Source organism: Streptomyces indicus, assembly GCF_900100315.1.
Lineage (GTDB): Bacteria > Actinomycetota > Actinomycetes > Streptomycetales > Streptomycetaceae > Streptomyces > Streptomyces indicus.
Genome location: NZ_FNFF01000001.1, coordinates 293,868 through 318,155, shown reverse-complemented (window position 1 = coordinate 318,155; position 24,288 = coordinate 293,868). Strand labels below are relative to the sequence as shown.

Annotated in this window: 17 protein-coding genes; 9 read left to right on the top strand and 8 right to left on the bottom strand. The window is 71.4% G+C overall.

Translation table 11 applies throughout. The features are described 5' to 3' along the window. Window positions 1-6: 6 nt before the first annotated feature. Window positions 7-2,580, bottom strand: a complete 2,574-nt coding sequence (locus BLT97_RS01465; RefSeq protein WP_176953594.1) for a DEAD/DEAH box helicase — start codon at window positions 2,578-2,580, stop codon at window positions 7-9. Between the two features lie 106 nt (window positions 2,581-2,686). Between BLT97_RS01465 and BLT97_RS01460 the strand changes: the two genes are divergently transcribed. Continuing rightward, a complete protein-coding gene (locus tag BLT97_RS01460) occupies window positions 2,687-3,478 on the top strand; it encodes a metal-dependent hydrolase (protein ID WP_093606789.1) in 792 nt (263 codons plus the stop codon). A gap of 95 nt (window positions 3,479-3,573) precedes the next feature. On the opposite strand, the gene BLT97_RS01455 is transcribed toward BLT97_RS01460, so the two are convergent. Beyond that, entirely contained in the window at window positions 3,574-5,355 is a 1,782-nt protein-coding gene (locus BLT97_RS01455) for an ABC transporter ATP-binding protein (RefSeq protein ID WP_093606788.1), read from the bottom strand. Next, window positions 5,352-7,163, bottom strand: coding sequence for an ABC transporter transmembrane domain-containing protein (locus BLT97_RS01450; protein WP_093606787.1), 1,812 nt, complete (start codon window positions 7,161-7,163; stop codon window positions 5,352-5,354). The genes BLT97_RS01455 and BLT97_RS01450 overlap by 4 nt, the downstream gene beginning before the upstream one ends. A gap of 251 nt (window positions 7,164-7,414) precedes the next feature. Between BLT97_RS01450 and BLT97_RS01445 the strand changes: the two genes are divergently transcribed. Beyond that, window positions 7,415-8,167, top strand: a complete 753-nt coding sequence (locus tag BLT97_RS01445) for a L,D-transpeptidase family protein (protein WP_093606786.1) — start codon at window positions 7,415-7,417, stop codon at window positions 8,165-8,167. A gap of 180 nt (window positions 8,168-8,347) precedes the next feature. Next, complete coding sequence (locus tag BLT97_RS01440) at window positions 8,348-9,328, top strand: aldo/keto reductase (RefSeq protein ID WP_093606785.1); 981 nt, start codon at window positions 8,348-8,350, stop codon at window positions 9,326-9,328. A gap of 99 nt (window positions 9,329-9,427) precedes the next feature. Here the strand turns inward: BLT97_RS01440 and BLT97_RS01435 are convergent, their stop codons facing one another. The 3 genes from BLT97_RS01435 to BLT97_RS01425 form a co-directional block, all read right to left on the bottom strand. Beyond that, window positions 9,428-10,855, bottom strand: coding sequence for a Gfo/Idh/MocA family protein (locus tag BLT97_RS01435; RefSeq protein ID WP_093606784.1), 1,428 nt, complete (start codon window positions 10,853-10,855; stop codon window positions 9,428-9,430). Between the two features lie 396 nt (window positions 10,856-11,251). Next, window positions 11,252-14,185, bottom strand: a complete 2,934-nt coding sequence (locus BLT97_RS01430) for an FAD-binding and (Fe-S)-binding domain-containing protein (RefSeq protein WP_093606783.1) — start codon at window positions 14,183-14,185, stop codon at window positions 11,252-11,254. Between the two features lie 160 nt (window positions 14,186-14,345). Further along, entirely contained in the window at window positions 14,346-14,828 is a 483-nt protein-coding gene (locus tag BLT97_RS01425) for a MarR family winged helix-turn-helix transcriptional regulator (protein ID WP_245769083.1), read from the bottom strand. Between the two features lie 94 nt (window positions 14,829-14,922). On the opposite strand from BLT97_RS01425, the gene BLT97_RS01420 reads away from it, so the two are divergent. After that, window positions 14,923-16,791, top strand: a complete 1,869-nt coding sequence (locus BLT97_RS01420) for an ABC transporter ATP-binding protein (protein ID WP_093606782.1) — start codon at window positions 14,923-14,925, stop codon at window positions 16,789-16,791. A 59-nt stretch (window positions 16,792-16,850) separates the two neighbouring features. After that, window positions 16,851-17,729: an endolytic transglycosylase MltG gene (gene mltG, locus BLT97_RS01415; RefSeq protein WP_107406982.1), complete on the top strand. Its 879-nt coding sequence runs from the start codon at window positions 16,851-16,853 to the stop codon at window positions 17,727-17,729. A 60-nt stretch (window positions 17,730-17,789) separates the two neighbouring features. Here the strand turns inward: mltG and BLT97_RS01410 are convergent, their stop codons facing one another. Continuing rightward, window positions 17,790-18,884: an NAD(P)-binding domain-containing protein gene (locus BLT97_RS01410; RefSeq protein WP_176953593.1), complete on the bottom strand. Its 1,095-nt coding sequence runs from the start codon at window positions 18,882-18,884 to the stop codon at window positions 17,790-17,792. Window positions 18,885-19,027: 143 nt separating this feature from the next. Between BLT97_RS01410 and BLT97_RS01405 the strand changes: the two genes are divergently transcribed. Further along, a complete protein-coding gene (locus tag BLT97_RS01405) occupies window positions 19,028-19,714 on the top strand; it encodes an alpha/beta fold hydrolase (RefSeq protein ID WP_093606781.1) in 687 nt (228 codons plus the stop codon). Between the two features lie 43 nt (window positions 19,715-19,757). Here BLT97_RS01405 and BLT97_RS01400 read toward each other — a convergent pair whose 3' ends face one another. Then, window positions 19,758-20,180 carry a secondary thiamine-phosphate synthase enzyme YjbQ gene (locus BLT97_RS01400; RefSeq protein ID WP_093606780.1) on the bottom strand — a complete coding sequence of 141 codons (423 nt, stop codon included), beginning with the start codon at window positions 20,178-20,180 and terminating at the stop codon, window positions 19,758-19,760. Between the two features lie 169 nt (window positions 20,181-20,349). Between BLT97_RS01400 and BLT97_RS01395 the strand changes: the two genes are divergently transcribed. From BLT97_RS01395 to BLT97_RS01385, 3 genes are read left to right on the top strand one after another with little or no spacing between them, the layout of a single operon-like run. After that, window positions 20,350-21,210, top strand: a complete 861-nt coding sequence (locus BLT97_RS01395; protein WP_093606779.1) for an ABC transporter ATP-binding protein — start codon at window positions 20,350-20,352, stop codon at window positions 21,208-21,210. Then, window positions 21,207-22,196: an ABC transporter substrate-binding protein gene (locus tag BLT97_RS01390; RefSeq protein WP_093606778.1), complete on the top strand. Its 990-nt coding sequence runs from the start codon at window positions 21,207-21,209 to the stop codon at window positions 22,194-22,196. Before BLT97_RS01395 ends, BLT97_RS01390 begins: the two co-directional genes overlap by 4 nt. Window positions 22,197-22,199: 3 nt before the next feature. Beyond that, window positions 22,200-24,269, top strand: a complete 2,070-nt coding sequence (locus BLT97_RS01385) for an iron ABC transporter permease (protein WP_093606777.1) — start codon at window positions 22,200-22,202, stop codon at window positions 24,267-24,269. Window positions 24,270-24,288: the final 19 nt, after the last annotated feature.

Genomic DNA, 24,288 nt, shown 5'->3' with positions numbered 1-24,288 from the left:
GATTCCCTACAGCTGGCCGACGTCCGTCACGCGGATGACCGCGAGGCCCTCCGCATCGGACGCCGTGAGATCGACCTCGGCGCTGATTCCCCAGTCATGGTCGCCGTTCGGGTCGGCGAAGGTCTGCCGGACGCGCCAGAGCCCGTCGTCGGGCCGCTCCTCGATCTGCAGCAGCTTCGGACCGCGCGCGTCGGGACCGGTGCCGAGATCGTCGTACTCGTCCCAGTACTTGTCCATGGCCTCACCCCACGCGTCGGCGTCCCAGCCCGCGTCGGCGTCCATCGCACCGAGCTCCTCGACCTGGTCGAGGGCTGCGAGTTCCACGCGGCGGAACATCGCGTTGCGCACGAGGACGCGGAAGGCGCGCGCGTTGGAGGTGACCGGCTTGACCTGGTCGGCCTTCTCCTGGGCCTCCTCGGCGGTCATCTCCTCCGGGTTGGCCAGTTGCTCCCACTCGTCGAGGAGGCTGGAGTCCACCTGGCGCACCATCTCGCCCAGCCAGGCGATCAGATCCTCCAGGTCCTCGGACTTGAGGTCGTCGGGGATCGTGTGCTCGAGCGCCTTGTACGCACTGGCGAGGTAGCGCAGGACGATGCCCTCGGTGCGGGCCAGCTCGTACCAGGCGGTGAACTCCGTGAAGGTGAGGGCGCGTTCGTACATGTCGCGGATGACGGACTTCGGCGAGACCGGGTGGTCGGCCACCCACGGGTGCGACTTCTTGTAGAGGTTGTACGCGTGCCACAGGAGGTCTTCCAGCGGCTTCGGGTACGAGATGTCCTGAAGGCGCTCCATGCGCTCCTCGTACTCGACCCCGTCCGCCTTCATCTGGCCCACGGCCTCGCCGCGCGCCTTGTTCGTCATGGCGGCGAGGATCTGACGCGGGTCGTCGAGGGTGGACTCGACCACGGAGACCATGTCGAGCGCGTACGAGGGCGACTCCGGCTCCAGGAGGTCGAAGGCGGCCAGCGCGAAGGTCGACAGGGGCTGGTTGAGCGCGAAGTCCTGCTGGAGGTCCACGGTGAGCCGGATGGTGCGGCCCTCGGCGTCGGGGGTGTCCAGCTGCTCCACGACCCCGCCGTCCAGCAGCGAACGGTAGATGGCGATGGCCCGGCGGATGTGCCGCAACTGGGCCTTGCGCGGCTCGTGGTTGTCCTCCAGGAGCCGGCGCATCGCCTGGAAGGCGTCGCCCGGCCGGGCGATCACCGAGAGCAGCATGATGTTGGTGACCCGGAAGCGCGAGGTGAGCGGCTCCGGCTCGGAGGCGATCAGCTTCTCGAAGGTGGTCTCCGACCAGGCGACGAAACCCTCGGGGGCCTTCTTGCGCACCACCTTGCGGCGCTTCTTCGGATCGTCGCCCGCCTTGGCGAGCGCCTTCTCGTTCTCGATGACGTGCTCGGGCGCCTGCGCGACCACGAAGCCCGCCGTGTCGAACCCGGCCCGCCCCGCCCGTCCGGCGATCTGATGGAACTCACGGGCGCGCAGGGTGCGCACCCGGTTGCCGTCGTACTTGGTGAGGGCGGTGAACAGGACCGTGCGGATGGGCACATTGACCCCGACGCCGAGCGTGTCCGTGCCGCAGATGACCTTGAGCAGACCCGCCTGCGCGAGCTTCTCCACGAGCCGCCGGTACTTGGGCAGCATGCCGGCGTGGTGCACACCGATGCCGTGCCGCACGTAACGCGACAGGTTGCGGCCGAACTTGGTGGTGAAGCGGAAGTTGCCGATCAGCTCGGCGATCTGGTCCTTCTCCTCGCGCGAGCACATGTTGATGCTCATCAGCGACTGCGCCCGCTCGACGGCCTGCGCCTGCGTGAAGTGCACGATGTAGACCGGCGCCTGCTTGGTCTCCAGGAGCTCGGTCAGCGTCTCGGTGATGGGCGTGAGCCGGTACTCGTACGACAGCGGCACCGGACGCGTCGCCGAGCGCACCACGGACGTGGGCCGGCCGGTGCGCCGGGTCAGGTCCTTCTCGAACATCGAGACGTCGCCGAGCGTCGCCGACATCAGGATGAACTGCGCCTGCGGCAGTTCAAGGAGCGGGATCTGCCAGGCCCAGCCGCGGTCGGCCTCGGCGTAGAAGTGGAACTCGTCCATGACGACCTGGCCGACGTCGGCGTCCTTGCCGTCGCGCAGCGCGATCGAGGCCAGCACCTCGGCGGTGCAGCAGATGACGGGCGCGTCGGCGTTCACCGACGCGTCACCGGTCAGCATGCCGACGTTCTCGGTGCCGAAGATCTTGCACAGCTCGAAGAACTTCTCCGAGACGAGCGCCTTGATCGGCGCCGTGTAGAAGGTGACCTCGTCCCGGGCGAGCGCCGCGAAGTGCGCCCCCGCCGCGATCATGGACTTACCGGAGCCGGTCGGAGTCGAGACGATCACGTTCGCCCCGGACACGACCTCGATCAGCGCCTCCTCCTGGTGGGGATAGAGGGTGATGCCGCGTTCCTGCGCCCAGCCTTCGAAGGCTTCGTAGAGGGCATCGGGGTCGGCTTCCGGCGGCAGCTGATCGATAAGGGTCACGCCCCCATCTTGCCTGCCCTGTCCCCCGTAAGGGGAATCGGCCGTCCGTACGAAGATCACGAACGCTACGCTGTGCAGCCGACCGGGACGCCGGCCGCCGCAACCGCGGACCGGCCCCGGGCGTCAACTGGACATCGGCACAACAGAGATGGGGCGGGTAGCGGCCATGATGGGTCCGGCACACTCACTGTCCGGCGCGGCGGCCTGGCTGGGGGTGGGTGCGGCAGCGGCGGCCCTGGACCACGCGATGCCGTGGCCCGTCCTCCTGGTCGGCGCCCTGATCTGCGCGGGCGCGGCCCTCGCCCCCGACCTCGACCACAAGTCCGCCACGATCTCGCGCGCCTTCGGACCGCTGTCGCGGGCCCTGTGCGGCATCGTCGACAAGATCTCCTACGGGGTCTACAAGGCCACGAAGTCCTCCAGGGACGCCCGCCGCTCCGGCGGCCACCGCACCCTGACGCACACGTGGCTGTGGGCGGTGCTGATCGGCGCCGGATTCTCGGCCCTGGCCGTCCTCGGCGGCCGCTGGGCGGTCCTCGGCATCCTCTTCGTGCACCTGGTGCTCGCGGTCGAGGGCCTGCTGTGGCGGGCGGCCCGGGTGTCCAGCGACGTCCTCGTCTGGCTGCTCGGCGCGACCAGCGCCTGGATCCTCGCGGGCGTCCTGGACCAGCCGGGCAACGGGGCGGACTGGCTCTTCACGGGCGACGGCCAGGAGTACCTGTGGCTGGGCCTGCCGGTTCTCCTGGGCGCCGTCGTCCACACGATCGGGGACGCCCTGACGATCTCGGGCTGCCCGATGTTCTGGCCGCTGCCCATCGCCGGCAAGCGCTGGTACCCGGTGGGCCCGCCGAAGCTGATGCGCTTCCGTGCGGGCAGCTGGGTGGAGCTGAAGGTCCTGATGCCGGCGTTCATGCTCCTGGGCGGAGCGGGCGGGGCGGCGGCTCTCGGATACATCTGACGAGCGCCCCACCGGGAAGGGGAGAGGGCGGGTGCGCCGCAGCACACCCGCCCACCCGGTCGATCCGCCGAAGCCCCTCCGGACCCGCCCGGGTCTCACCCGTGCCAGGACCGCCACAGCGCCGCGTAGGCGCCGTCCGCCGCCACCAGCTCGTCATGGCTGCCGAGCTCGCTGATCCGGCCGTTCTCCACCACCGCGATCACATCCGCGTCGTGCGCGGTGTGCAGCCGGTGCGCGATGGCCACGACGGTCCGCCCGTCGAGCACCCGGGCCAGGGACCGCTCCAGATGCCGCGCGGCCCGCGGGTCGAGCAGCGAGGTGGCCTCGTCGAGCACCAGCGTGTGCGGATCCGCGAGCACGAGCCGTGCCAGCGCGATCTGCTGGGCCTGCGCCGGGGTGAGGGCGAACCCGCCGGAGCCGACCTCCGTGTCGAGCCCCTCCGCGAGCGCACGGGCCCAGCCGTCGGCATCGACAGCGCCGAGCGCCGCCCACAGTTCGGCGTCCTCGGCGCCGGAGCGTGCGAGCCGGAGATTGTCGCGGAGCGAGCCGACGAATACGTGGTGTTCCTGGTTGACCAGGGCCACGTGCTCGCGCACCCGCTCCGCGGTCATCCGCGACAGCTCGGCGGAGCCCAGCGTCACCTCGCCGGTGCGCGGGGCGTAGATCCCGGCGAGCAGCCGGCCGAGCGTGGACTTGCCTGCACCCGACGGTCCGACCAGGGCGAGGCGCGTGCCGGGGCGTACCCCGAGCGACACCTCCCGCAGCACGTCCACCCCGGGCCGGTACCCGAAGTGCACATCCGCCGCCTCGACATGCCGGCCCTCGGGGCGTACGGACTCGTCTCCCGCACCGGGTTCGATCTCGCGTACGCCCACCAGGCGGGCCAGCGACACCTGCGCGACCTGCAACTCGTCGTACCAGCGCAGGATCAGGTTGACCGGATCGACCATCATCTGCGCGATCAGAGCGCCCGTCGTCAGCTGACCGACGCTGATCCAGCCCTGCAGCACGAACACGCCGCCCACGATGAGCGTCGATGCCAGCACGGTCGTGTGCGTGAGGTTGATGACCGGGAACAGCACGGACCGCAGGAACAGGGTGTACCGCTCCCACTGGGTCCATTCGCGCACGCGCCGGTCCGACAGGGCGATCCGCTCCTTGCCGAGGCGGTGCGCCTCGACGGTGCGGCCCGCGTCCACCGTCTCCGCGAGCACCGCGGCCACCGCCGCGTAGCCTGCCGACTCCGAGCGGTACGCGGAGGGCGCCCGCTTGAAGTACCAGCGGCAGCCCACCACGAGCAGCGGTACGGCGAGCAGCACCGCGGGCGCCAGCGGTGGCGCGGTCACGGTGAGACCGCCCAGGAGCAGCACCACCCACACGACGCCGATGGTCAGCTGCGGCACGGCCTCCCGCATGGCGTTGGCCAGCCGGTCGATGTCGGTGGTGATGCGGGACAACAGGTCGCCGGTGCCCGCCCGTTCGAGTACACCCGGCGGCAGGCCCACCGAGCGGACGAGGAAGTCCTCGCGCAGATCGGCCAGCATCCGCTCGCCGAGCATCGCCCCGCGCAGCCGCACCAGCCGCACGAAGAAGGCCTGCGCGAGCAGCGCCACGGTGAACAGCGCGACGGTGCGGCCCAGATGGAGGTCGTACGCGCCCGCGGAGGCCTTCTCGACCAGGCCGCCGAGCAGCCAGGGGCCGACCAGGGAGGCGATCACGGCCACCGTGTTCACGGTGATCAGGACCGTGAAGGCCTTGCGGTGCCGCCCGAACAGGTCGCGGACATAGCCGCGTACCGTCGCGGCCGAGCCCACGGGCAGGGTGTTCGCACTGCGAGGGGCCGCCGGGTCGTAGGCCGGGGGCGCTACGCCGATCATGCCGACTCCTCCGTTTCGTACGTGTCGCGTTCATAGGCCTCGGAAGCCTTCCTGGCTTCGTCGGCGGCTTGTTCGTCCTCGGTCTCGCGCGTGACGATCGCGCGGTAGCGGGGCTCGGTGTGCACAAGGTCGCGGTGCAGGCCCACCGCCGCCACCTCGCCCTCGTGCACGAGCACCACGCGCTCGGCGCGGTCGAGCAGCAGCGGCGACGAGGTGAAGACCACCGTGGTGCGGCCCTTGCGCAGGGCGCGCAGGCCCTCGGAGATCCGCGCCTCGGTGTGCGAGTCGACCGCTGAGGTCGGCTCGTCGAGCACCAGGACCTCCGGGTCGGTCACCAACGACCGCGCCAGCGCGAGGCGTTGGCGCTGGCCGCCCGAGAGGGAACGGCCGCGCTCGGTGATCGGCGCCTGCATCGGGTCGTCGTCCACCGACGCCTGCGCGAGCGCGTCGAGCACGTCCCCGCACTCGGCCGCCCGCAGGGCCTCCTCGGCCGTGACGTTCCCGGAGGAGGGCACGTCGAGCAGCTCGGTCAGCGTGCCCGAGAGCAGCACCGGGTCCTTGTCCTGCACCAGGACGGCCGCGCGCGCCGCGTCGAGCGGCAGTTCGTCGAGCGGCGTGCCGCCCAACCGTACGGACGTGACCGGCTCGTCGAGGGCCGGATGGCCGCCGAGCCGTTCGGCCAGGCGCCCCGCCTCGTCCGGATCGCCGCACACCACGGCCGTCAGCCGGCCCGAGGGTGCGAGCAGCCCGGTGACCGGGTCGTACAGGTCGCCCTGCGGTGTGACGTCCTCGATGGTCCCGCTGCCCTCGATCGACCGCTCGATCGACAGGACGCGCGCGGCCCGCCGTGCCGAGGGTCGCGAGAACGAGTACGCCATCGCGATCTCCTCGAAGTGCCGCAGCGGATACATCAGGAGCATCACGGCGCTGTAGACGGTGACGAGTTCACCGATCTGGATGCGGCCGTCGCGGACGAGGCCGATGCCGTACCAGACCACGGCCACCAGGAGCAGACCGGGAAGCAGCACCTGCACGGCGCTGATCGCCGCCCACATCCGGGCGCTGCGCACGGCGGCCCGCCGCACCTCCTGCGAGGCCTCGCGGTAGCGGGTGAGGAAGAGCTCCTCGCCGCCGATGCCGCGCAGCACGCGCAGGCCCGCGACGGTGTCGGCCGCCAACTCGGTGGCCCGTCCGGCCTTTTCCCGCTGTACGTCGGCCAGCTTGGTGGCCCGCGGAAGCAGCGGGATCACGCCGAGCGCGAGCACCGGGACGCCGATCACCACGACCAGGGCGAGAGCCGGCTGGTACACGGCCAGCGCGACGCACACCAGGACCACGGTCATGGCGGCGGCCAGGAACCGCGAGAGCGCCTCGACGAACCAGCCGATCTTCTCCACGTCACCCGTCGAAACAGCGACCACTTCTCCGGCCGCCACGCGACGGGTCAGCGCGGAGCCCAGCTCGGCGGTCTTGCGGGCGAGCAGCTGCTGGACACGGGCCGCCGCGGTGATCCAGTTGGTCACGGCGGTGCGGTGCAGCATCGTGTCGCCGAGTGCGATCGTCACGCCGGTCAGCGCGAGCAGACCGCCCGCGAGGGCGAGCCGCCCGCCGTCGCGGTCGACCACCGCCTGGACGGCGTACCCCACTGCGAACGACAGCGCCATCACCGCCGAGAAGTGCAGCAGGCCCCAGGAGAACGAGCGCACCTGGCCGCCGAGCTGGTTCCGCCCCAGCCACAGCAGGAAGCGGGAACCGGAACGCGCGTCGGGCACACCCGGGTCGGGATACGGAAGGTCACTGATCTGCATGATGTCCAGAGCTCGCGGGGCGGATGGGGAAGACGGCCGCACAGGGCGGCCGGTGGAGTCAGGGGTGCGATCGCGGGTTGCACCGGGGGTGGAACAGGGAACGTGCAAGGTTCTCCGCCGGACGGCGGCGGGGGCAAACGGTTTTCCCGTCGAATGTGCGGTTTCCGGACGGGCCGCCGCCCGCCGCAGGAGGCGGGCGATGCGCACAGCCCGCTGCTGCCACGGCCGGCCCGCGTGCGAGCATGGACCGCATGCGCATATCCGGCACGCCGCGTACCCCGCTCGTCGCCCTGGCCCTGGCCGCGGTGCTCACCGCCTGCGGTGGCGGAACCTCGGGCACCGACGGCGGCGGACAGCACGGCGGCCGACAGGACGGCCGGCCCGGGACGCAGGCGCGGCCGAGCGCCTCGCCCAGTACCGACCTCACCCGCATCCCCGGCGTGGGCGACCGGCTGCTGCGGCAGATCCCGGCGCAGTCCCGGCAGGTCGTCGCCGTCTACGGAAAGGGCGAGGACTCGGCGCAGTCCACCGTCGCCCTGTTCACCAAACGCGGCGGCACCTGGGACCGCGACCGCACCTGGACCGCGCACAACGGCAAGAAGGGCTGGACCACCGACCACCGCGAGGGCGACAAGCGCAGCCCGGTCGGCGTGTTCACGCTCACCGACGCGGGCGGCGTCCTCGCCGACCCGGGGTCCAAGCTCCCGTACAACCGCTCCTCGGCCTTCGCCGCGCCCCGTTACTGGCCCAGGACGCACTGGCACGACTTCGACCTGGTCATCGCGATCGACTACAACCGCGTCAAGGGCACCTCACCGATCGACCCGACCCGCCCCGAGGGCCAGGCGAAGGGCGGCTCGATCTGGCTGCACATGGACCATGGCAGCGGCACCTCCGGCTGCGTCAGCCTGTCGAAGCCGGCCATGGAACACCTGCTGCGCACCCTGGACCCGAAGCAGCACCCGGTGATCGTGATGGGCGACCGGGCCAACCTCGGGGCCTGACACGCCCGTTCCCGCGCACGTCGCGTTCCCGCGCACGTCGCGTTCCCGTGCACGTCGCGTTCCCGTGCACGTCGCGTTCACCGCGTCTGCCGCATCAATCCATTGGCGGTGCGCGCGGGCGGAGGGCAGGATCGCCGGGGTGCCTGTCACCACGTTTGCGCAGCACCGGGAGGACGCCGGATGATCCCGCCCCGCAAACAGCTCGGATCCACCTCCGTACACGTCGGCGAACTCGGCTTCGGCGGCGGACCGTTGGGCGGCCTGTTCGCCCCGCTCGACGACGCGACCGCGGCGGCCGCGCTCGACGCCGCCTGGGACGCAGGGATCCGCTTCTACGACACCTCGCCGCACTACGGCATCGGCCACTCCGAGCGTCGCATCGGCGACCTGCTCCACGACAAACCGCGCGACGCGTACACGCTGTCGACGAAGGTCGGCCGGCTGCTCGTGCCGCAGGAGGCGGCGGGCCGGCTCGACGAGGCCTTCCACGTGCCGGCCACGCACCGGCGCGTGTGGGACTTCTCGCGGGACGGGATCCTGCGCAGCGTCGAGGACTCGCTGCGGCGCCTGCGCACCGACCGGATCGACGTGCTGTTCCTGCACGACGCCGAGCAGCACTTCGAAGCGGCGCTCTCCAGTGGGTACCCGGCGCTCGCCGAGCTGCGCGCGCAGGGCGTCGTCGGCGCGATCGGCGCCGGGATGTACGACCCCGCGCTGCTCACCCGCCTGGTGACCGAGGCAGACCCGGACGTGGTGATGCTGTCCGGCCGCTACACCCTGCTCGATCACAGCGCGCTCGACACGCTCTTCCCGGCATGTGCCGCACAGGGCGTGTCCGTGCTGGCGGCGTCGGTGTTCAACTCGGGGCTGCTCGCGAGCGAACAGCCCCAGGAGGGCGCCCCGTACGACTACGCGCCCGCATCCGCCGGACTCCTCCGGCGTGCCCGGCGTATCGCGGAGGTGTGCCGGGCCCACGGCGTGACCCTCCCGCAGGCGGCCCTCGCCTTCGCCCGCCGCCACCCCGTGGTGGCCGGGGTAGTCGTCGGAATGCGCAGTGCGGACGAAGTCACCGCCAACTGTGCGGCGTTCGAAGCCCAGGTGCCTGCCGCGCTGTGGCCGGCGCTGCACGCCGAGGGACTGATCGACGCCCGCGCGCTCTGATCCCGTGGCAGCCGCTCCCCTGCGGGGCGAGGACCAAGCTCTTCGTCCCGCAGGCGGGTGCCGCCCCGCAGCAACGAGGCGGCACCGCAAGCGCGTTGATCATGCGGAGGGCTTCTCCGAGTCCACGCCCGACCGCTTCTTGCGCCACTCGCCCCGCGTGAAGTCCGGGATCTCCTGCGGCTCGCCCTTGGCCTTGATCGACAGGTGGCTCAGCGGCACCGGGGCGGTCCAGGTCGCCGCGTCGTACACGTCGAAGTCCGGCACGAGACCCAGCTGCATGCACTGCATCAGGCGGAAGATCATGATGTAGTCCATGCCGCCGTGGCCGCCGGGCGGGTTGGAGTGCTCCTTCCAGAGCCAGTGGTCCCAGTTCGCGTAGTCACCGAAGTTGTGCCACTGGTCGTCGCTGTGGTCGGGCTCCAGGTAGATCCGCGCGGGATAGTCCTCGAAGACACCCTTCGTACCGCCGAGGCTGTTGATCCGGCTGTACGGGTGCGGGGTCGACACGTCGTGCTCGAGGCGGATGACGCGGCCCTTGGCCGTCTGCACCAGGCTGATGGTGCGGTCCGACTCGATGTAGGTCTCCTTCCAGCTCGGGTCGTTCGGCGGCATGTGGGCCTTGCGGTACTCGGCGAGACCCAGCGCCGGGGTACCGAAGCTGGAGATGTGCGTGACGCGGTCGCCGCGGTTGATGTCCATGTAGTTGGAGACCGGACCGAAGCCGTGGTTCGGGTAGAGGTCGCCGCGCAGCCGCGTGTGCCACAGCCGCCGCCAGGGTCCTTCGTAGTAGTCCGGGTCGAACATGAGGCCGCGCAGATCGTGGTTGTACGCGCCCGCTCCGTGCAGCAGATCGCCGAACAGGCCGGCGTGCGCCATGCGCAGCACCCGCATCTCGTTCTTGCCGTAGCAGCAGTTCTCCAGCTGCATGCAGTGGCGGCGGGTGCGCTCGGAGAGGTTCACCAGCTCCCACAGCTGCCCGAGCTCCATGGCGATCGGACACTCCACGCCCACGTGCTTGCCGTTGAGCATGGCGCTCTTCGCCATCTCGAAGTGCCAGTCCCAGGGCGTCGCCACGTACACGAAGTCCAGGTCTGAGCGCTTGCAGAGGTTCTCGAAGTCGTGGTCGCCCTTGGCGTAGGTGCCCGGTGCGGGCTGACCGGCGTCGGTCACCTTCTTCGCGGCCCGCTCGATCTTCTCCTTCACGGGGTCGCAGATCGCCACGACCTGCACCCCGGGGATGGCCAGGAAGAGGTCGATCATGCTGCCGCCGCGGTTGCCGAGGCCGATGATGCCGACCCGGACGGTGCTGCGGCCCTCGAAGGGCACGTTGACCATGGTCCGGCCGGTGCGGGCCTCGACTCTTCCCGTCGCCGTGGCCGCGGCGCTGTCGGCATGCGCCGAGCCGGTGCCTATTGCGCCCAGACCGATGCCCGCGGCTCCCGCGAGACCCGCGGCGCGCAGTGCGGTACGGCGGGACAGGCCGTCGGCGGATTCATCGGGGGTGTGGGTGGCGTTCTCGTCCTGCATCGGACCTCCGTCGGTAAGGCGGGGATGGATGGAGCAACGGCGCCAGCCACCCTCGTCGTGGGAAGTCCGGGGCGCAAGATGCCGAAGTGGACAGGGAGTTGGACTTTCCGCGGCCTGCCTTGGACTCGCCGAGCCGGAAGTCGAGCCGGTTCGTCCTTGATCAGGACAATGTGTCCGTTCCTGACATCGGATCAATTTGGCTGCGGGAAGGGCGGATCACGTCCGTACACGCTGGGGAGACGGACCCGCCGAGCAGCTGTGCGCACGCGCGTGCGCGAAGTCCCCGTACCGCAGACCGCACCGCAACGCGCGAGCGCATCTTGACGCAGAGAGCCCCGCAACGCAGAGCGCCCCGGCCCGTGCGTACGGGCCGGGGCGCTCAAGCGCCGTACCGGGTCAGGCAGTTGGACGGGTGGCGCGCTCCAGCTCGATCAGAACGGAGTAGTACGAGCGGCCGGTGGCGTGATCCATGCCGACCTCGCACATCCGGTTCGCCGACAGATGCGCGTCGAACCGGCGCGAGGTCACCATGGCCGCCTCACGTGCGGTGGCCGATTCCGTGAGCTCCTTGTGCAGCATGCCGCGGTCGCCCGCGAAGGCACAGCAGCCCGCGTCGTCCGGCACGACCACCTCGTCCGCACAGGCCTCGGCCACGGTCCGCAGGGTCCCGTCGTCGCCCAGATGCCGCATCGAGCAAGTGGGATGCACCACCGCCGAGGCGATCTTGCGGTGCACGGTGAGGTGGGGGAGGAGCTCGTCCGCGGCCCACACCAGCGAGTCCACGACGGTCAGTTCGGCGTGCAGCTCGCGGTTGGTGTCCGTCAGATACGGCACCACCTCGTGCGCGATGCCGAGGGTGCACGAGGAGGCGTCGACCACCAGCGGCAGTTTTCCGCCGGCCGTCCAGCCCCAGGCCGCCTCGACGATGCGGTTGGCCATGACGGTGTTGCCCTCGTCGTAGCCCTTGGAGTGCCAGATGGTGGCGCAGCAGGTTCCGGCCACGTCCTGCGGGATCCAGACGGGCTTGCCCGCCCGCGCCGACACGGCCACGACGGACTGCGCGAGCGAGGGGCCCTTGTGGTCCTCGGGGCCGCCGAAGATCCGGTTCACGCAGGCCGGGTAGTACACGGCGCTGGCGCCCGCACGGGAGGTGTGCGGCAGCTTGCGGGCCGCGGCGCCGGGCACCTCGGGCAGCCATTCGGGCACGAGGTCGGGCCGTACGGCCTTGCGCGCGGTGCGCGTGACGGCGGTGAGCAGCCGGTCACTGATCTTGTCGGCGGCCGCGACCGCGAGCCGCGCCGACTTCTCCACCGCCTTGAAGTTCTTGGCCGCGAGCGCCGCGATCCGCTCCTCGCGCGGTGAGTGCCGCGCATGCCGGAAGGACTTCATCATCATGCCGGTGTCGATCCCGACCGGGCAGGCCAGCTTGCAGGTGGAGTCACCGGCGCAGGTGTCCACGGCGTCATAGCCATACGCCTCGACCAGCCCGTCCTCGACCGGCGAACCGGGGTCCTGCCGCATCATCTCGCGGCGCAGCACGATGCGTTGGCGCGGCGTGGTGGTCAAGTCGTGGCTGGGACAGGTCGGTTCGCAGAAGCCGCACTCGATGCACGGGTCCGCGATCAGCTCGACCTTGGGGATGGTCTTCAGGCCGCGCAGATGGGCCTTCGGGTCCCGGTCGAGCACGATGCGCGGGGCGAGCACCCCGTCCGGGTCGATCACCTGCTTGATCCGCCACATCAGCTCGGTGGCCTGCTCGCCCCACTCCAGCTCGAGGAACGGCGCGATGTTGCGTCCGGTGGCGTGCTCGGCCTTGAGGGAGCCGTCGAAGCGCTCCACGGTGAGCCGGCAGAACTCGTCCATGAACGCGGCGTACCGGTCCACGTCCTCGGGCTTGCCCGCGTCGAAGGCGAGCAGGAAGTGCAGATTGCCGTGCGCCGCGTGTCCCGCGACGGCGGCGTCGAAGCCGTGCCGGGTCTGGAGTTCCAGCAACGCCGAGCAGGCGTCGGCCAGTTGCGCGGGCGGCACGGCGAAGTCCTCGGTGATCAGGGTCGTACCGGACGGGCGCGAACCGCCCACCGCCGTGACGAACGCCTTGCGCGCCTTCCAGTAGCCCGCGATCGTCTTCGGGTCCCTGGTGAACTCGTTCGTCACGGACGCGACGGGCCGCACGAGTTCGAGCCGCGTCAGCACCTCGGCCGCGGCCTTCTCGTACGCGGCCTGCCGCTCCTCGTCCGGGGCGCGGAACTCCACGAGCAGCGCCGTGGTCTCCTTGGGCAGCTGCGCCCAGTCCTGCGGCACGCCCTGCACGCTCACCGAGGCCCGTAGCGTATTGCCGTCCATCAGCTCGACCGCGAGCGCACCCGCCTCGTTGAACAGCGGCACCGCGGCCGCCGCGTCCCTGAGCGTCGGGAAGAACAGCAGCGCCGAGGACACCTGACGGTCGAGCGGCAGCGTGTCGAACACGACCTCCGAGATGAACCCGAAGGTCCCCTCCGAGCCCACCATCAGGCCGCGCATGATCTCCACGGGCGTGGACCCGTCGAGGAAGGCGTCAAGCCGGTAGCCGTTGGTGTTCTTGATCTCGTACTTGGCGCGGATCCGGCGGACGAGCGCGGGGTCCGCCTCGATCTCCCGCTTGATCGCCAACAGGCCCTCGCAGAGCGCCGGTTCGGCGTGCGCCAGCTGCTCGTCGGCGTCCGGCTCGGCGGTGTCCACGACCGTGCCCGACGGCAGCACGAACGTGAGCGAGGCGAGCGTGCGGTACGAGTTGCGCGTGGTGCCCGCCGTCATGCCCGAGGCGTTGTTGGCGACGACCCCGCCGAGCGTGCACGCGATCGCACTCGCCGGGTCCGGGCCGAGGACGCGCCCGTGCCGCGCGAGCGTCGCGTTGGCCCGTACGACCGTCGTGCCCGGCCGGATACGAGCCCGCGCACCGTCGTCGAGCACCTCGATCCCGGCCCAGTGCTTGCGCACGTCCACCAGGATGTCCTCGCCCTGCGCCTGTCCGTTCAGCGAGGTGCCGGCCGCGCGGAACACCACCTGCCGGCCCTTGCCGTGCGCGTACGAGAGCACCGCCGACACGTCGTCGATGTCCTCCGCGACCACCACGACCTGCGGCACGAACCGGTACGGGCTCGCGTCGGAGGCGTACCGCACCAGATCCGAGATGTGCCAGAGCACCTTGTCCGCGCCGAGCAGCTCGATCAGGTCGGTGCGCAACGGCTCCGGCGTGCCCTGCGCCTGACCGTCCTGCACCCGGTCGGGTGAGGGACCGCCCCGGGCAAGGCGCGGGCGCAGCGCGTCGGGGTTGGGCTCCAGCAGGGGCATCGGTGCTCTCCTCGGCGTCGTTCGGCTGCCTCGTGCGTCTCCGCGTCCGGCGCGGCGGCGCGCGGTCAGGGGCGCCCCGGCTCGTCCACCGGGGCGGTGGTGTCGGCCCGGCTCCTCCACCCGGGCGGTCGGTGTCGCCCCGGCTTCGTCCGCCAGGCCGTCAGTGCCGCCCGGGCTCGTCCACCAGGGCGGACAGGAGACCGCCGAACACCTCGCGCTGCTCGGCGGTCAATGGAGCCAGGATGTCCTGCGCGGCGCTGCGGCGCGCGTCGCGCAGGGCCCGCAGGGCCTCGCGCCCCGCCTCGGTCAGCTCGATCCGGATCACCCGGCGGTTGGCCGGATCGGGCACGCGCCGCACCCGGCCGCCGCCCTCCAGACCGTCCACGAGCGTCGTCACGGCCCGCGGCACGACCTCCATGCGCGCCGCCAGATCGGCCATCCGCGGCGGCTCGTCGTAGTGCGCGAGGGCGCGGAGCAGCCGCGACTGGGCCGGTGTGATGCCGAGGCCGGACTCCTCCAGGTAGCGCTTGTTGATGCGGTGCATCCGGCGTGTGAGCCGGAGCAGCTGCTCGGCGAGGAGGCCGTCGCGGTCGGCCGCGGAGCCGGCCGGGCGGTCCTCGCGGTCCATGGCCTGGTTCGTCATGCCGGGAGCGTATCAGGACACCGCTCATTGTGAATATAGGTAACAATGAGCTATGCTCCTCGGGTGATGTGCTTACCCCGCCCCTAGGAGGCCCATGAAGCCCGCCCACACCGACCTCGAAAGCACCTGGTCCGCCCCGCCCCGCGACCCGGAGCAGCCGCGTGAGCTGCGCCGGATCGCCCGTCTCTTCCGCCCCTACCGCGGCCGGCTCGCAGTCGTCGCACTGCTGGTGGCCGCCTCGTCACTGGTCTCCGTCGCCACCCCCTTCCTGCTCAAGGAGATCCTCGACACCGCGCTGCCCCAGGGCCGCACCGGGCTGCTCAGCCTGCTCGCCCTCGGCATGATCGCCGCGGCGGTGGTCGGCGGCGTCTTCGGCGTCCTGCAGACCCTGATCTCCACGACCGTGGGCCAGCGCGTCATGCACGACCTGCGCACTGCCGTCTACGGACGGCTCCAGCAGATGTCGCTGGCCTTCTTCACGCGCACCCGCACCGGCGAGGTGCAGTCCCGCATCGCCAACGACATCGGCGGCATGCAGGCCACCGTCACCTCCACCGCGACCTCGCTCGTGCAGAACTTCACCGGCGTCGTCGCCACCGTCATCGCCATGCTCGCCCTCGACTGGCGGCTCACCCTCGTCTCGCTGCTCCTGCTGCCCGTCTTCGTGCTGATCAGCCGCAAGGTGGGCAACGAGCGCAAGAAGATCACCACCAAGCGGCAGAAGCAGATGGCCGCGATGGCCGCCACCGTCACCGAGTCGCTGTCCGTCAGCGGCATCCTGCTCGGCCGCACCATGGGCCGCTCCGACTCGCTGACCCGGTCCTTCGCCGACGAGTCCGAGAAGCTGATCGACCTGGAAGTGAAGGCCAGCATGGCCGGACGCTGGCGGATGTCGACCATCGGCATCGTCATGGCCGCGCTGCCCGCGCTCCTGTACTGGGCGGCCGGACTCGCCCAGGGCCTCGGCGGCCCGGCGGTCTCGCTCGGCACCCTCGTCGCCTTCGTGACCCTGCAACAGGGCCTGTTCCGCCCGACGGTCAGCCTGCTGTCCACCGGCGTCCAGATCCAGACCTCGCTCGCGCTGTTCCAGCGCATCTTCGAATACCTCGACCTGCCCGTGGACATCCGCGAGCCCGCCGAGCCCGTACGCCTGGAAAAGGTCAGGGGCGAAGTCCGGTTCGAGAACGTCGAGTTCCGCTACGACGCCGAGTCCGAGCCCATCCTCGACGCCATCGACGTCACCGTGCCCGCGGGCGCGAGCCTCGCCGTCGTCGGACCCACCGGATCCGGCAAGTCCACGCTCAGCTCGCTCGTGCCGCGCCTGTACGACGTCACCGGCGGGCGGGTCACCATCGACGGCGTGGACGTGCGCGACCTCGCCTTCGACACCCTCGCGGACACCGTCGGCGTCGTCTCGCAGGAGACGTACCTCTTCCACGCCTCCGTCGCCGACAACCTCCGCTTCGCCAAGCCCGACGCCACCGACGAGGAGCTGTACGAGGCGGCCAGGGCGGCCCAGATCCACGAGCACATCGCCTCGCTGCCCGACGGCTACGACACCGTGGTCGGCGAGCGCGGCCACCGGTTCTCCGGCGGCGAGAAGCAGCGCCTGGCCATCGCGCGCACCATCCTGCGCGACCCGCCGGTGCTCATCCTCGACGAGGCGACCAGCGCGCTCGACACCCGTACGGAAGGCGCGGTCCAGGAAGCGATCGACGCGCTGTCCGCGAACCGCACCACGATCACCATCGCCCACCGCCTCTCCACGATCCGCTCGGCGGACGAGATCGTCGTCCTCGACGGCGGCCGCGTGGCCGAACGCGGCACGCACGCCGCGCTCCTGGGGCAGAACGGGCGCTATGCCGCGCTGGTGCGCCGGGATGCGGAGACGGCGCCGGGAAACGAGCCGGGGGACTCCGGCGAGCCGTCCCAGGACGGGAAGCGGCTGGCCCCGGTGGCGTAAGAGGGACGACGCCGCGCTGAATGTCGGATTTATCCCCCGCGCGGGGTTAGCGTGCCCGCATGCGCAACGACAGTCAGGGCAGGATCCGTCTCACCCGCAGGGGCAAGGCCGCGCTCGCCGTGACCGGGGCCCTGCTCGCCGGCACCGCGGTCGCCGTGCCCGTCCTCCTGGACCGGGCCGCGCCGCAGCCGCAGGCCAGGACCCTGCTCGTGCCCGAGGGCTGGCGCACCGCGCAGGTGTACGCGGCGATCGACAAGGCCCTCGACGCGAAGCCCGGCACCGCGAAGAAGTCCGCGCACACCATCGGTCTGAAGCTCCCGGGCGAAGCGGCCGGCAATCCCGAGGGCTACCTGTTCCCGGCCACGTATCCGATCGGCGAGGACGCGACACCAGCCTCCGTGCTCGCGTACATGGTCGACACCGCGAACCGGCGCTTCGGCGCCCAGCACGTGAAGAAGGCCGCCGAGGACAAGGCGGTCTCCGTCTACCAGGCGGTGACCATCGCGAGCATCGCGCAGGCCGAGGCCGAGACGAAGCAGGACATGGGCAAGGTGGCCCGGGTCGTCTACAACCGGATGAACCTCGGGATGCCGCTCCAGATGGACTCGACCATCAACTACGCCATGAACCGCTCCACGGTGGACACCTCGATGGCGGACACGCGGATCAGCAGCCCGTACAACACCTACGCGCACATGGGCCTGCCGCCCACCCCGATCGCGAACCCGGGCGACGACGCCCTCGCGGCCGCGCTCGACCCGCCGCAGGGGGACTGGCTGTACTTCGTCACGGTCAAGCCGGGGGACACCCGCTTCACGGCGGACTACGCCGAACACCAGCGCAACGTCGCGGAGTTCAACGCCCTGCGGCAGGCGGAGAAGCAGGGCCAGGCGGAGAAGCAGGGGCAGGCGAAGAACGGCGCTCCCGGCGCCGGGTGAACCGTCCGTCACGGGGCCTGAGTTGTCGACCCTGGTGCACCGGACCCCGCTCCGTCCGCCTCAGGACACCAACTCCCGCTCCTGGGCGAGGAGTCGGCGGATCTCCGTCACCGCCGCCCGGCCCGCGCGGTTCGCGCCGATGGTGCTGGCCGAAGGGCCGTAACCGACCATGTGGATCCGCGGGTCACGCGCGACACGTGTCCCTTCGAGCCGGATCCCGCCGCCACTCTCGCGCAGCCGCAGCGGCGCGAGATGGTCGACGACCGGGCGGAATCCGGTGGCCCACAGGATCACGTCGGCCCGCTCCTCGCGGCCGTCCGCCCAGGCCACCCCGTCCGGCGTGATTCGGTCGAACATCGGCTGCCGGTCCAGCACACCGTCCGCGATGCCCTTGCGGATCGCGTCGTTCAGCGGCAGCCCCGTCACCGAGACCACGCTGCGCGGGGGCAGCCCCTGCCGCACCCGGTCCTCGACCAGGGCGACCGCCGCGCGGCCCTCCTCCTCGCCGAACGGGCCCTTGCGGAACACGGGTTCACGCCGCGTGACCCACAGCGTCGAGGCCGCGTACGGGGCGATATCGAGCAGATGCTGCGTGCCCGACGCGCCCCCGCCCACGACCACCACGCGCTGTCCGGCGAACTCCTCGGGCCCCGCGTACTGCGCGGTGTGCAACTGCCGCCCGCGGAAGGTCTCCTGGCCCTGGTAGCGCGGCCAGAAGGGCCGGTCCCAGGTGCCGGTGGCATTGATCAGCGCCCGTGTCGCATACGTGCCCTCGGAGCTCTCGACGAGGAGCCGCCCGCCCGCGCCCTCGCGCACGGCCGTGACGTCCACGGGCCGGTGCACGCGCAGGCCGAACCGTTCCTCGTACGCCGCGAAGTATCCGCCGATCACCTCGGACGAGGGGCGGGCGTCGTCGGCGCCGGTCAGTTCCATGCCGGGCAGCGCGTGCATGCCGTGCACCCGTCCGTACGGGAGCGTCGGCCACCGGAACTGCCAGGCCCCGCCCGGCCGGGGCGCGTGGTCGAGCACCACGAAGTCGCGGTCGGGCACCAGGCCCGTGCGCCGCAGGTGGTACGCGGCGGACAGGCCGGCCTGTCCCGCGCCGATGACGAGGACCTCGACCTGCCGTGCTTCTGCTGCCCCGATGTCGTTCACGTTTCTACCAACTGTCGGCGGCCACGACTTCTTCCCGGCCGTCGAGGGCGCGTTTACGGGCGTGCCTTCCGCCCGGGAAGCCGCCCCGTACGCATTCCCGCAACTCACCTCCGGGCACGCCCCCCGAGCCCTAGGGTCGAGTCATGTCCACGCTGATCTTCGTCCACGCCTTCGGCTCCAGCGGGCGCGCCTTCGCGGCGCAGGCCGCCGCGCTGGGCGAGGAGCACCGCGTCCACACGCCCGACCTGCCCGGCCACGGCTCGAGTCCCGGGCCGTTGACCCTGGACCGGGCCGTCGCCACGGTGCGGGACCTCCTGGCGCAGGAGGACGGACCCGCGTATCTCGTGGCGCTGTCCGGCGGCGTGAGCGTGGCGCTGCTCGCCGCGCTCGACGCCCCGGAGAAGGTGGCGGGCCTCGTGCTCTCCGGAGGCGCCGCTCACGCGGACGGCGCCGGCGCCGCGGTGCAGCGGCGCGTGCTCGGGCTGCTGCCCGAAGGGGTGCTCGTCCGGGCCATGACCTCGATGTACGCCGGCGGCCGCGCGGAGCTCAAGGAGCAGGCGGCGGAGGATCTGCGCCGGCTCGGCAAGCGGGGATTCCTGGCGGGGCTGGGGGAGTTGGGCCGCCTGGACCTGCGGCCGCGTCTTGCCGGGATCAAGGTGCCCGCGCTGGTGCTGTGCGGCGAGAAGGACCGGTCCAACATCCCGCTCGCGCAGGAGCTGGCCGACGGACTGCCCGACGCGGAGCTGCGGATCGTCCCGGGAGCGGGGCACATCTGGAACCTGGAGCAGCCCGAGCAATTCACCCGTACCGTCAGGGAGTTCATCACCTGACGAGGGCCGGGGAGTCCGGCGCCGTGCGCGTACTCACGGACGGCTAGCCGAGGAAGCTCAGCCGCACCTGACGGTTCGGATTGTCGACGTTCGTGTCCACCAGGCACACCGACTGCCACGTACCCAGCTCCAGGCTGCCCTCGATCACGGGCAGCGTCGCGTGCGGGGCCACCAGGGCCGGCAGGACGTGGTCGCGGCCGTGCCCGGGGGAGCCGTGGGCGTGCTGCCAGCGGTCGTCGGCGGGCAGCAGGGTGTGCAGCGCGGCGAGGAGGTCGTCGTCGCTGCCGGCGCCCGTCTCGATCACGGCGACCCCGGCCGTGGCGTGCGGCACGAAGATGTTGAGGAGGCCGTCGCGGCCCGACGCGACCTCCCTGAGGAAGGTCTCGCACTCGCGGGTCAGGTCGACCACGCGCTCCGAGGTGCCGGTGGACAACTGCAGGATGCGGCTCGTGAAGGCATCGGACATGTCCCCATTGTCCCGGCCGGAGCGGCGGAGTGCGCCCCCGCGTCGGCGGGAAACCTGAGGCTCAAGGGCAGGGTGGGGGTTGGGTTTCCCGGAGGGAACCGGGGGCCCGATTCCGCCGCAGGTCAGCCCCCCGTATGGCGGATGCCTAAGGTTAGGCTAACCTTCCGGCGTGCGAGTTGTTGAAGAGAGCTCCGCGGACCGGCGTCCCCGCGGCCATGAGCTGTCCGCCGCGGACGTGACCGTGGCCTACGACGGCGTCGACGTCGTCCACGACGCCTCGATGTCGCTGCGCCCGGGCGAGGTCACCGTCCTGGTCGGCCCGAACGGCAGCGGCAAGTCCACGCTGCTGCGCACCATCGCGCGCCTGCAGCAGCCCCGTACCGCGAAGATCACGCTGGACGCGGACACCGACGGACTCGCCCTGAGCCCGCGCGAGTTCGCCCGCAGCGTCGCCCTGCTCACCCAGGGACGGCCCACACCCAGCGGACTCACGGTGCGCGACGTGGTCGAGTTCGGCCGCTACCCGTACCGCAGCCGCTGGGGCAAGAGCGACCCGGGCGGCCGGGAAGCCGTCGACCGCGCGCTGGCCATGACGGACATGACCGACCTCGCCGAGCGCGGCGTCGAGCACCTCTCCGGCGGTCAGCTGCAACGCGTCTGGCTCGCCGGCTGTCTCGCCCAGGAGACGGGCGTCCTGCTCCTCGACGAACCCACCAACCACCTCGACCTGCGCTACCAGGTCGAACTCCTCGACCTGATGCGGGATCTCGCGGACGGCCACGGCATCGCCGTCGGCGCCGTCCTGCACGACCTCGACCAGGCCGCGTCCGTCGGCGACCGGATCGTGCTGCTCAGCGCGGGCCGCGTGATCGCCGACGGCCACCCCGAGGACGTCCTGACCGCCGAGCGGCTCACCGACACGTACGGGATCCGCATCGAGGTCGACTCCGACCCCCTCACCGGCCTTCTGCGCACCCGCGCGATAGGCCGTCACCACTCGCGAAGCGAAAGGCTCACCACCCAGTCATGAGGCGCATTCTGCTCGCCGCGGCCGTCACCACGGCAGCGGCTCTCACCCTGTCCGCCTGCGGAACCACCGAGCCCGCCGCCGACAAGAAGGACGACACGAAGAAGTCGTCCGAGGCCATCACCCTCACCGACGGCACCGGCGCCGAGGTCAAGCTGGACGGGCCGGCCAAGAAGGTCGTCGCCACCGAGTGGAATGTCGTCGAGCACCTCGTCGAGCTCGGCGTGGACCCGGCGGGCGTCTCCGACGTCAAGGGCTACAAGCAGTGGGACCAGGCCGTCCCGCTCACCGGCAACCCCAAGGACGTCGGCACCCGCGGCGAGCCCAGCATGGACTCCATCGCCGCCCTCGCCCCCGACCTGATCGTCGCCACCACGGACCTGCCCGAGGCTGCCATCAAGCAGCTCAAGGAGGTCGGCAAGGTCATCACGATCAAGCCCGCCGACGCCAAGGACCCGGTCGGCCAGATGACCAAGAACCTGGACCTCCTGGCCCAGGCCACCGGCACCACCGACAAGGCCGACCAGCTCAAGAAGGACTTCGACGCGAAGATCGAGGAAGGCAAGAAGGCGCTCGCCGACGCCGACCTCGCGGGCGCGAACATCGCCTTCGCCGACGGCTACGTCGTCTCCAACCAGGCCTCCATCCGCCCCTTCACCAGCGGCTCGCTGATCGGCGGCGTGAACGAGAAGCTCGGTCTGAAGAACGCCTGGACCGTCGAGGGCGACCCGGCCTACGGCCTGGGCAAGACCGACGTCGAGGGCCTGACCAAGCTCCCGAAGGACGTCCACTTCGCCTACATCGGCAACAAGGACGACAAGGCCTCCACCCCGTTCACCGGCATCCTCGCCAAGGACAAGGTGTGGACCTCGCTGCCCTTCGTGAAGGACGGCAACGTGCACCGTCTCGACGACGGCATCTGGATGTTCGGCGGCACCGGCTCGATGTCCGCGTACGTCGACGGCCTCGTGAAGGCGCTGACGAAGTAACCGATGGCCGTCACCGCAACCACTCCCGCCACCCGTCCGCAGACGGCCGCTCCGTCCCGTTCGGGCGCGGCCGCGGTGACGGCCCTCCTGGTCCTGGTCGTGGCCGCGTTCGCGGTCGTCGACATCACCCAGGGCACGGCCGACGTGGGCGCCTTCGAGGTCTGGAAGGCGCTCACCGGCCAGGCCGAGGCCACCGACTCCTCGGTGGTCATCGCCTCCCGGCTGCCGCGCATGGTCGCCGGTCTGCTCATCGGCGCCGTGCTCGGCATGGCCGGTCACACGCTTCAGGCCGTCAGCCGCAATGTGATCGCCTCGCCGGACACCCTCGCCGTCAACGCCGGCTCGTACTTCGCGCTCGCCATCGCCGCGGCCACCGGTCTGACGCTGCCGATGCTCGCCTCCTCGGGCATCGCCTTCGTCGGCGGTCTCGCCGCCGGCGCGATCGTGCTCGCCCTGTCCGGCCTCGGCGCCGGCACCGTACGGCTGGTGCTCGCGGGCACCGCTCTCACGCTCGGTCTGACCTCCATGACCGAGGGCCTGCTGCTGCTCTTCCCGCAGGAGACCGACGGCCTCCACCAGTGGAACCACGGCAGCATCGCGCAGAACGGCTTCGACGGCGTCCTGCAGATGCTCCCGATCGCCGTCCTCGCGCTGATCGGTCTGATGCTCCTGGCCCGCCGGGTCGACGCGCTCGCGCTCGGCGACGACGCGGCCAAGGGCGTCGGTGTCCCGGTGCGCTCCACGCGCGTGACCGCCGTGACCCTCGCGGCCCTGCTCTCCACCGCCGCCGTCACCCTGGCGGGCCCGATCGGTTTCGTCGGTCTCTGTGCGCCCGCGCTCGTACGCTTCCTCGCGCGCCGCTTCCGCACCTTCAACAAGTCCCGCGCGAGCCTGCCGTTCTCGGCCCTCGCCGGTGCGGCCCTGGTGCTCGGCTCGGACGTCGTACTGCGCGCCCTCGTCCCTGCCGACACCGCCGTGGCGGTGCCCACCGGCGTGGTCACCAGCCTCGTCGGCGCGGTGTTCCTCGTGGTGCTCGCGGCCCGGGTCAAGGACGCGGGCGGCTCCGCGGAGGCCGACCGTCTGAAGATCCGCAGCCGCGCCGTCTTCCTCACCACCACCGTGGTCCTGGTGGTCGTCCTGGTGGGCGTGACGCTCACCGGGGTGCTCCTGGGCGACGCCAAGCTGCTGCTCGGCGATGTCCTCAACTGGGCGCAGGGCAGGGCCGGTCAGACGGTGTCGTTCGTCCTGGACACGCGGATGCCGCGCGTCACGGCGGCGCTGCTCGCCGGCGGCGCGCTCGCCCTCGCGGGCACCCTCATCCAGGCTGTGACCCGCAACCCGCTGGCCGAGCCGGGCGTGCTCGGCGTCTCCAACGGCGCCGCGGTCGGAGCCGTCCTGCTGGTCACCACCGTGCCACTGGCCAGCGCCTGGAGCGTGGCCGGTGCGGCGCTCGCGGGCGCCGCGATCAGCTCGGTGATCGTCTTCGGGCTCTCGGCCAAGGGCGGCTTCCAGCAGAACCGCGTGGTCCTCGTCGGCTTCGGCATGGCGACCGCCGGCTATGCGCTGACCAGCTTGATGATCATCCTCACCGACCCGTTCAACGCCACCAAGGCGCTGACCTGGCTGTCGGGATCCACGTACGGCCGGACCTTCGTGGACACGCTGCCGCTCGCGGTGGTGCTCGCGGTCGGCCTTGCGGTCTCGGTGGCCCGGCGGGCCGAACTCGACCTGGTCTCGCTCGACGAGGACACCCCGCGGCTGCTCGGCCTCAATCTGAGCAAGGGGCGCCTGGGCTTCCTGGTCCTCGGCGTGCTGCTCACCGCCACCGCCGTGGCCGCCGCCGGCACGATCGCCTTCGTCGGACTCGTGGCCCCGCACGCGGCCCGCGGACTGGTCGGCCGGCAGCACGCCCGGGTCGTACCGGTCGCGGTGCTCCTCGGCGCGATCCTCGTCTGCACGGCGGACCTGGTGGGCCGCACCGTCATCGCGCCCGCGCAGCTGGGTGCGGGACTGATGACCGCGGTGATCGGCACGCCGTACTTCCTGTATCTGCTGGTACGCAGCCGGCGTTGACCCGGCGGGCGGGCTGCCG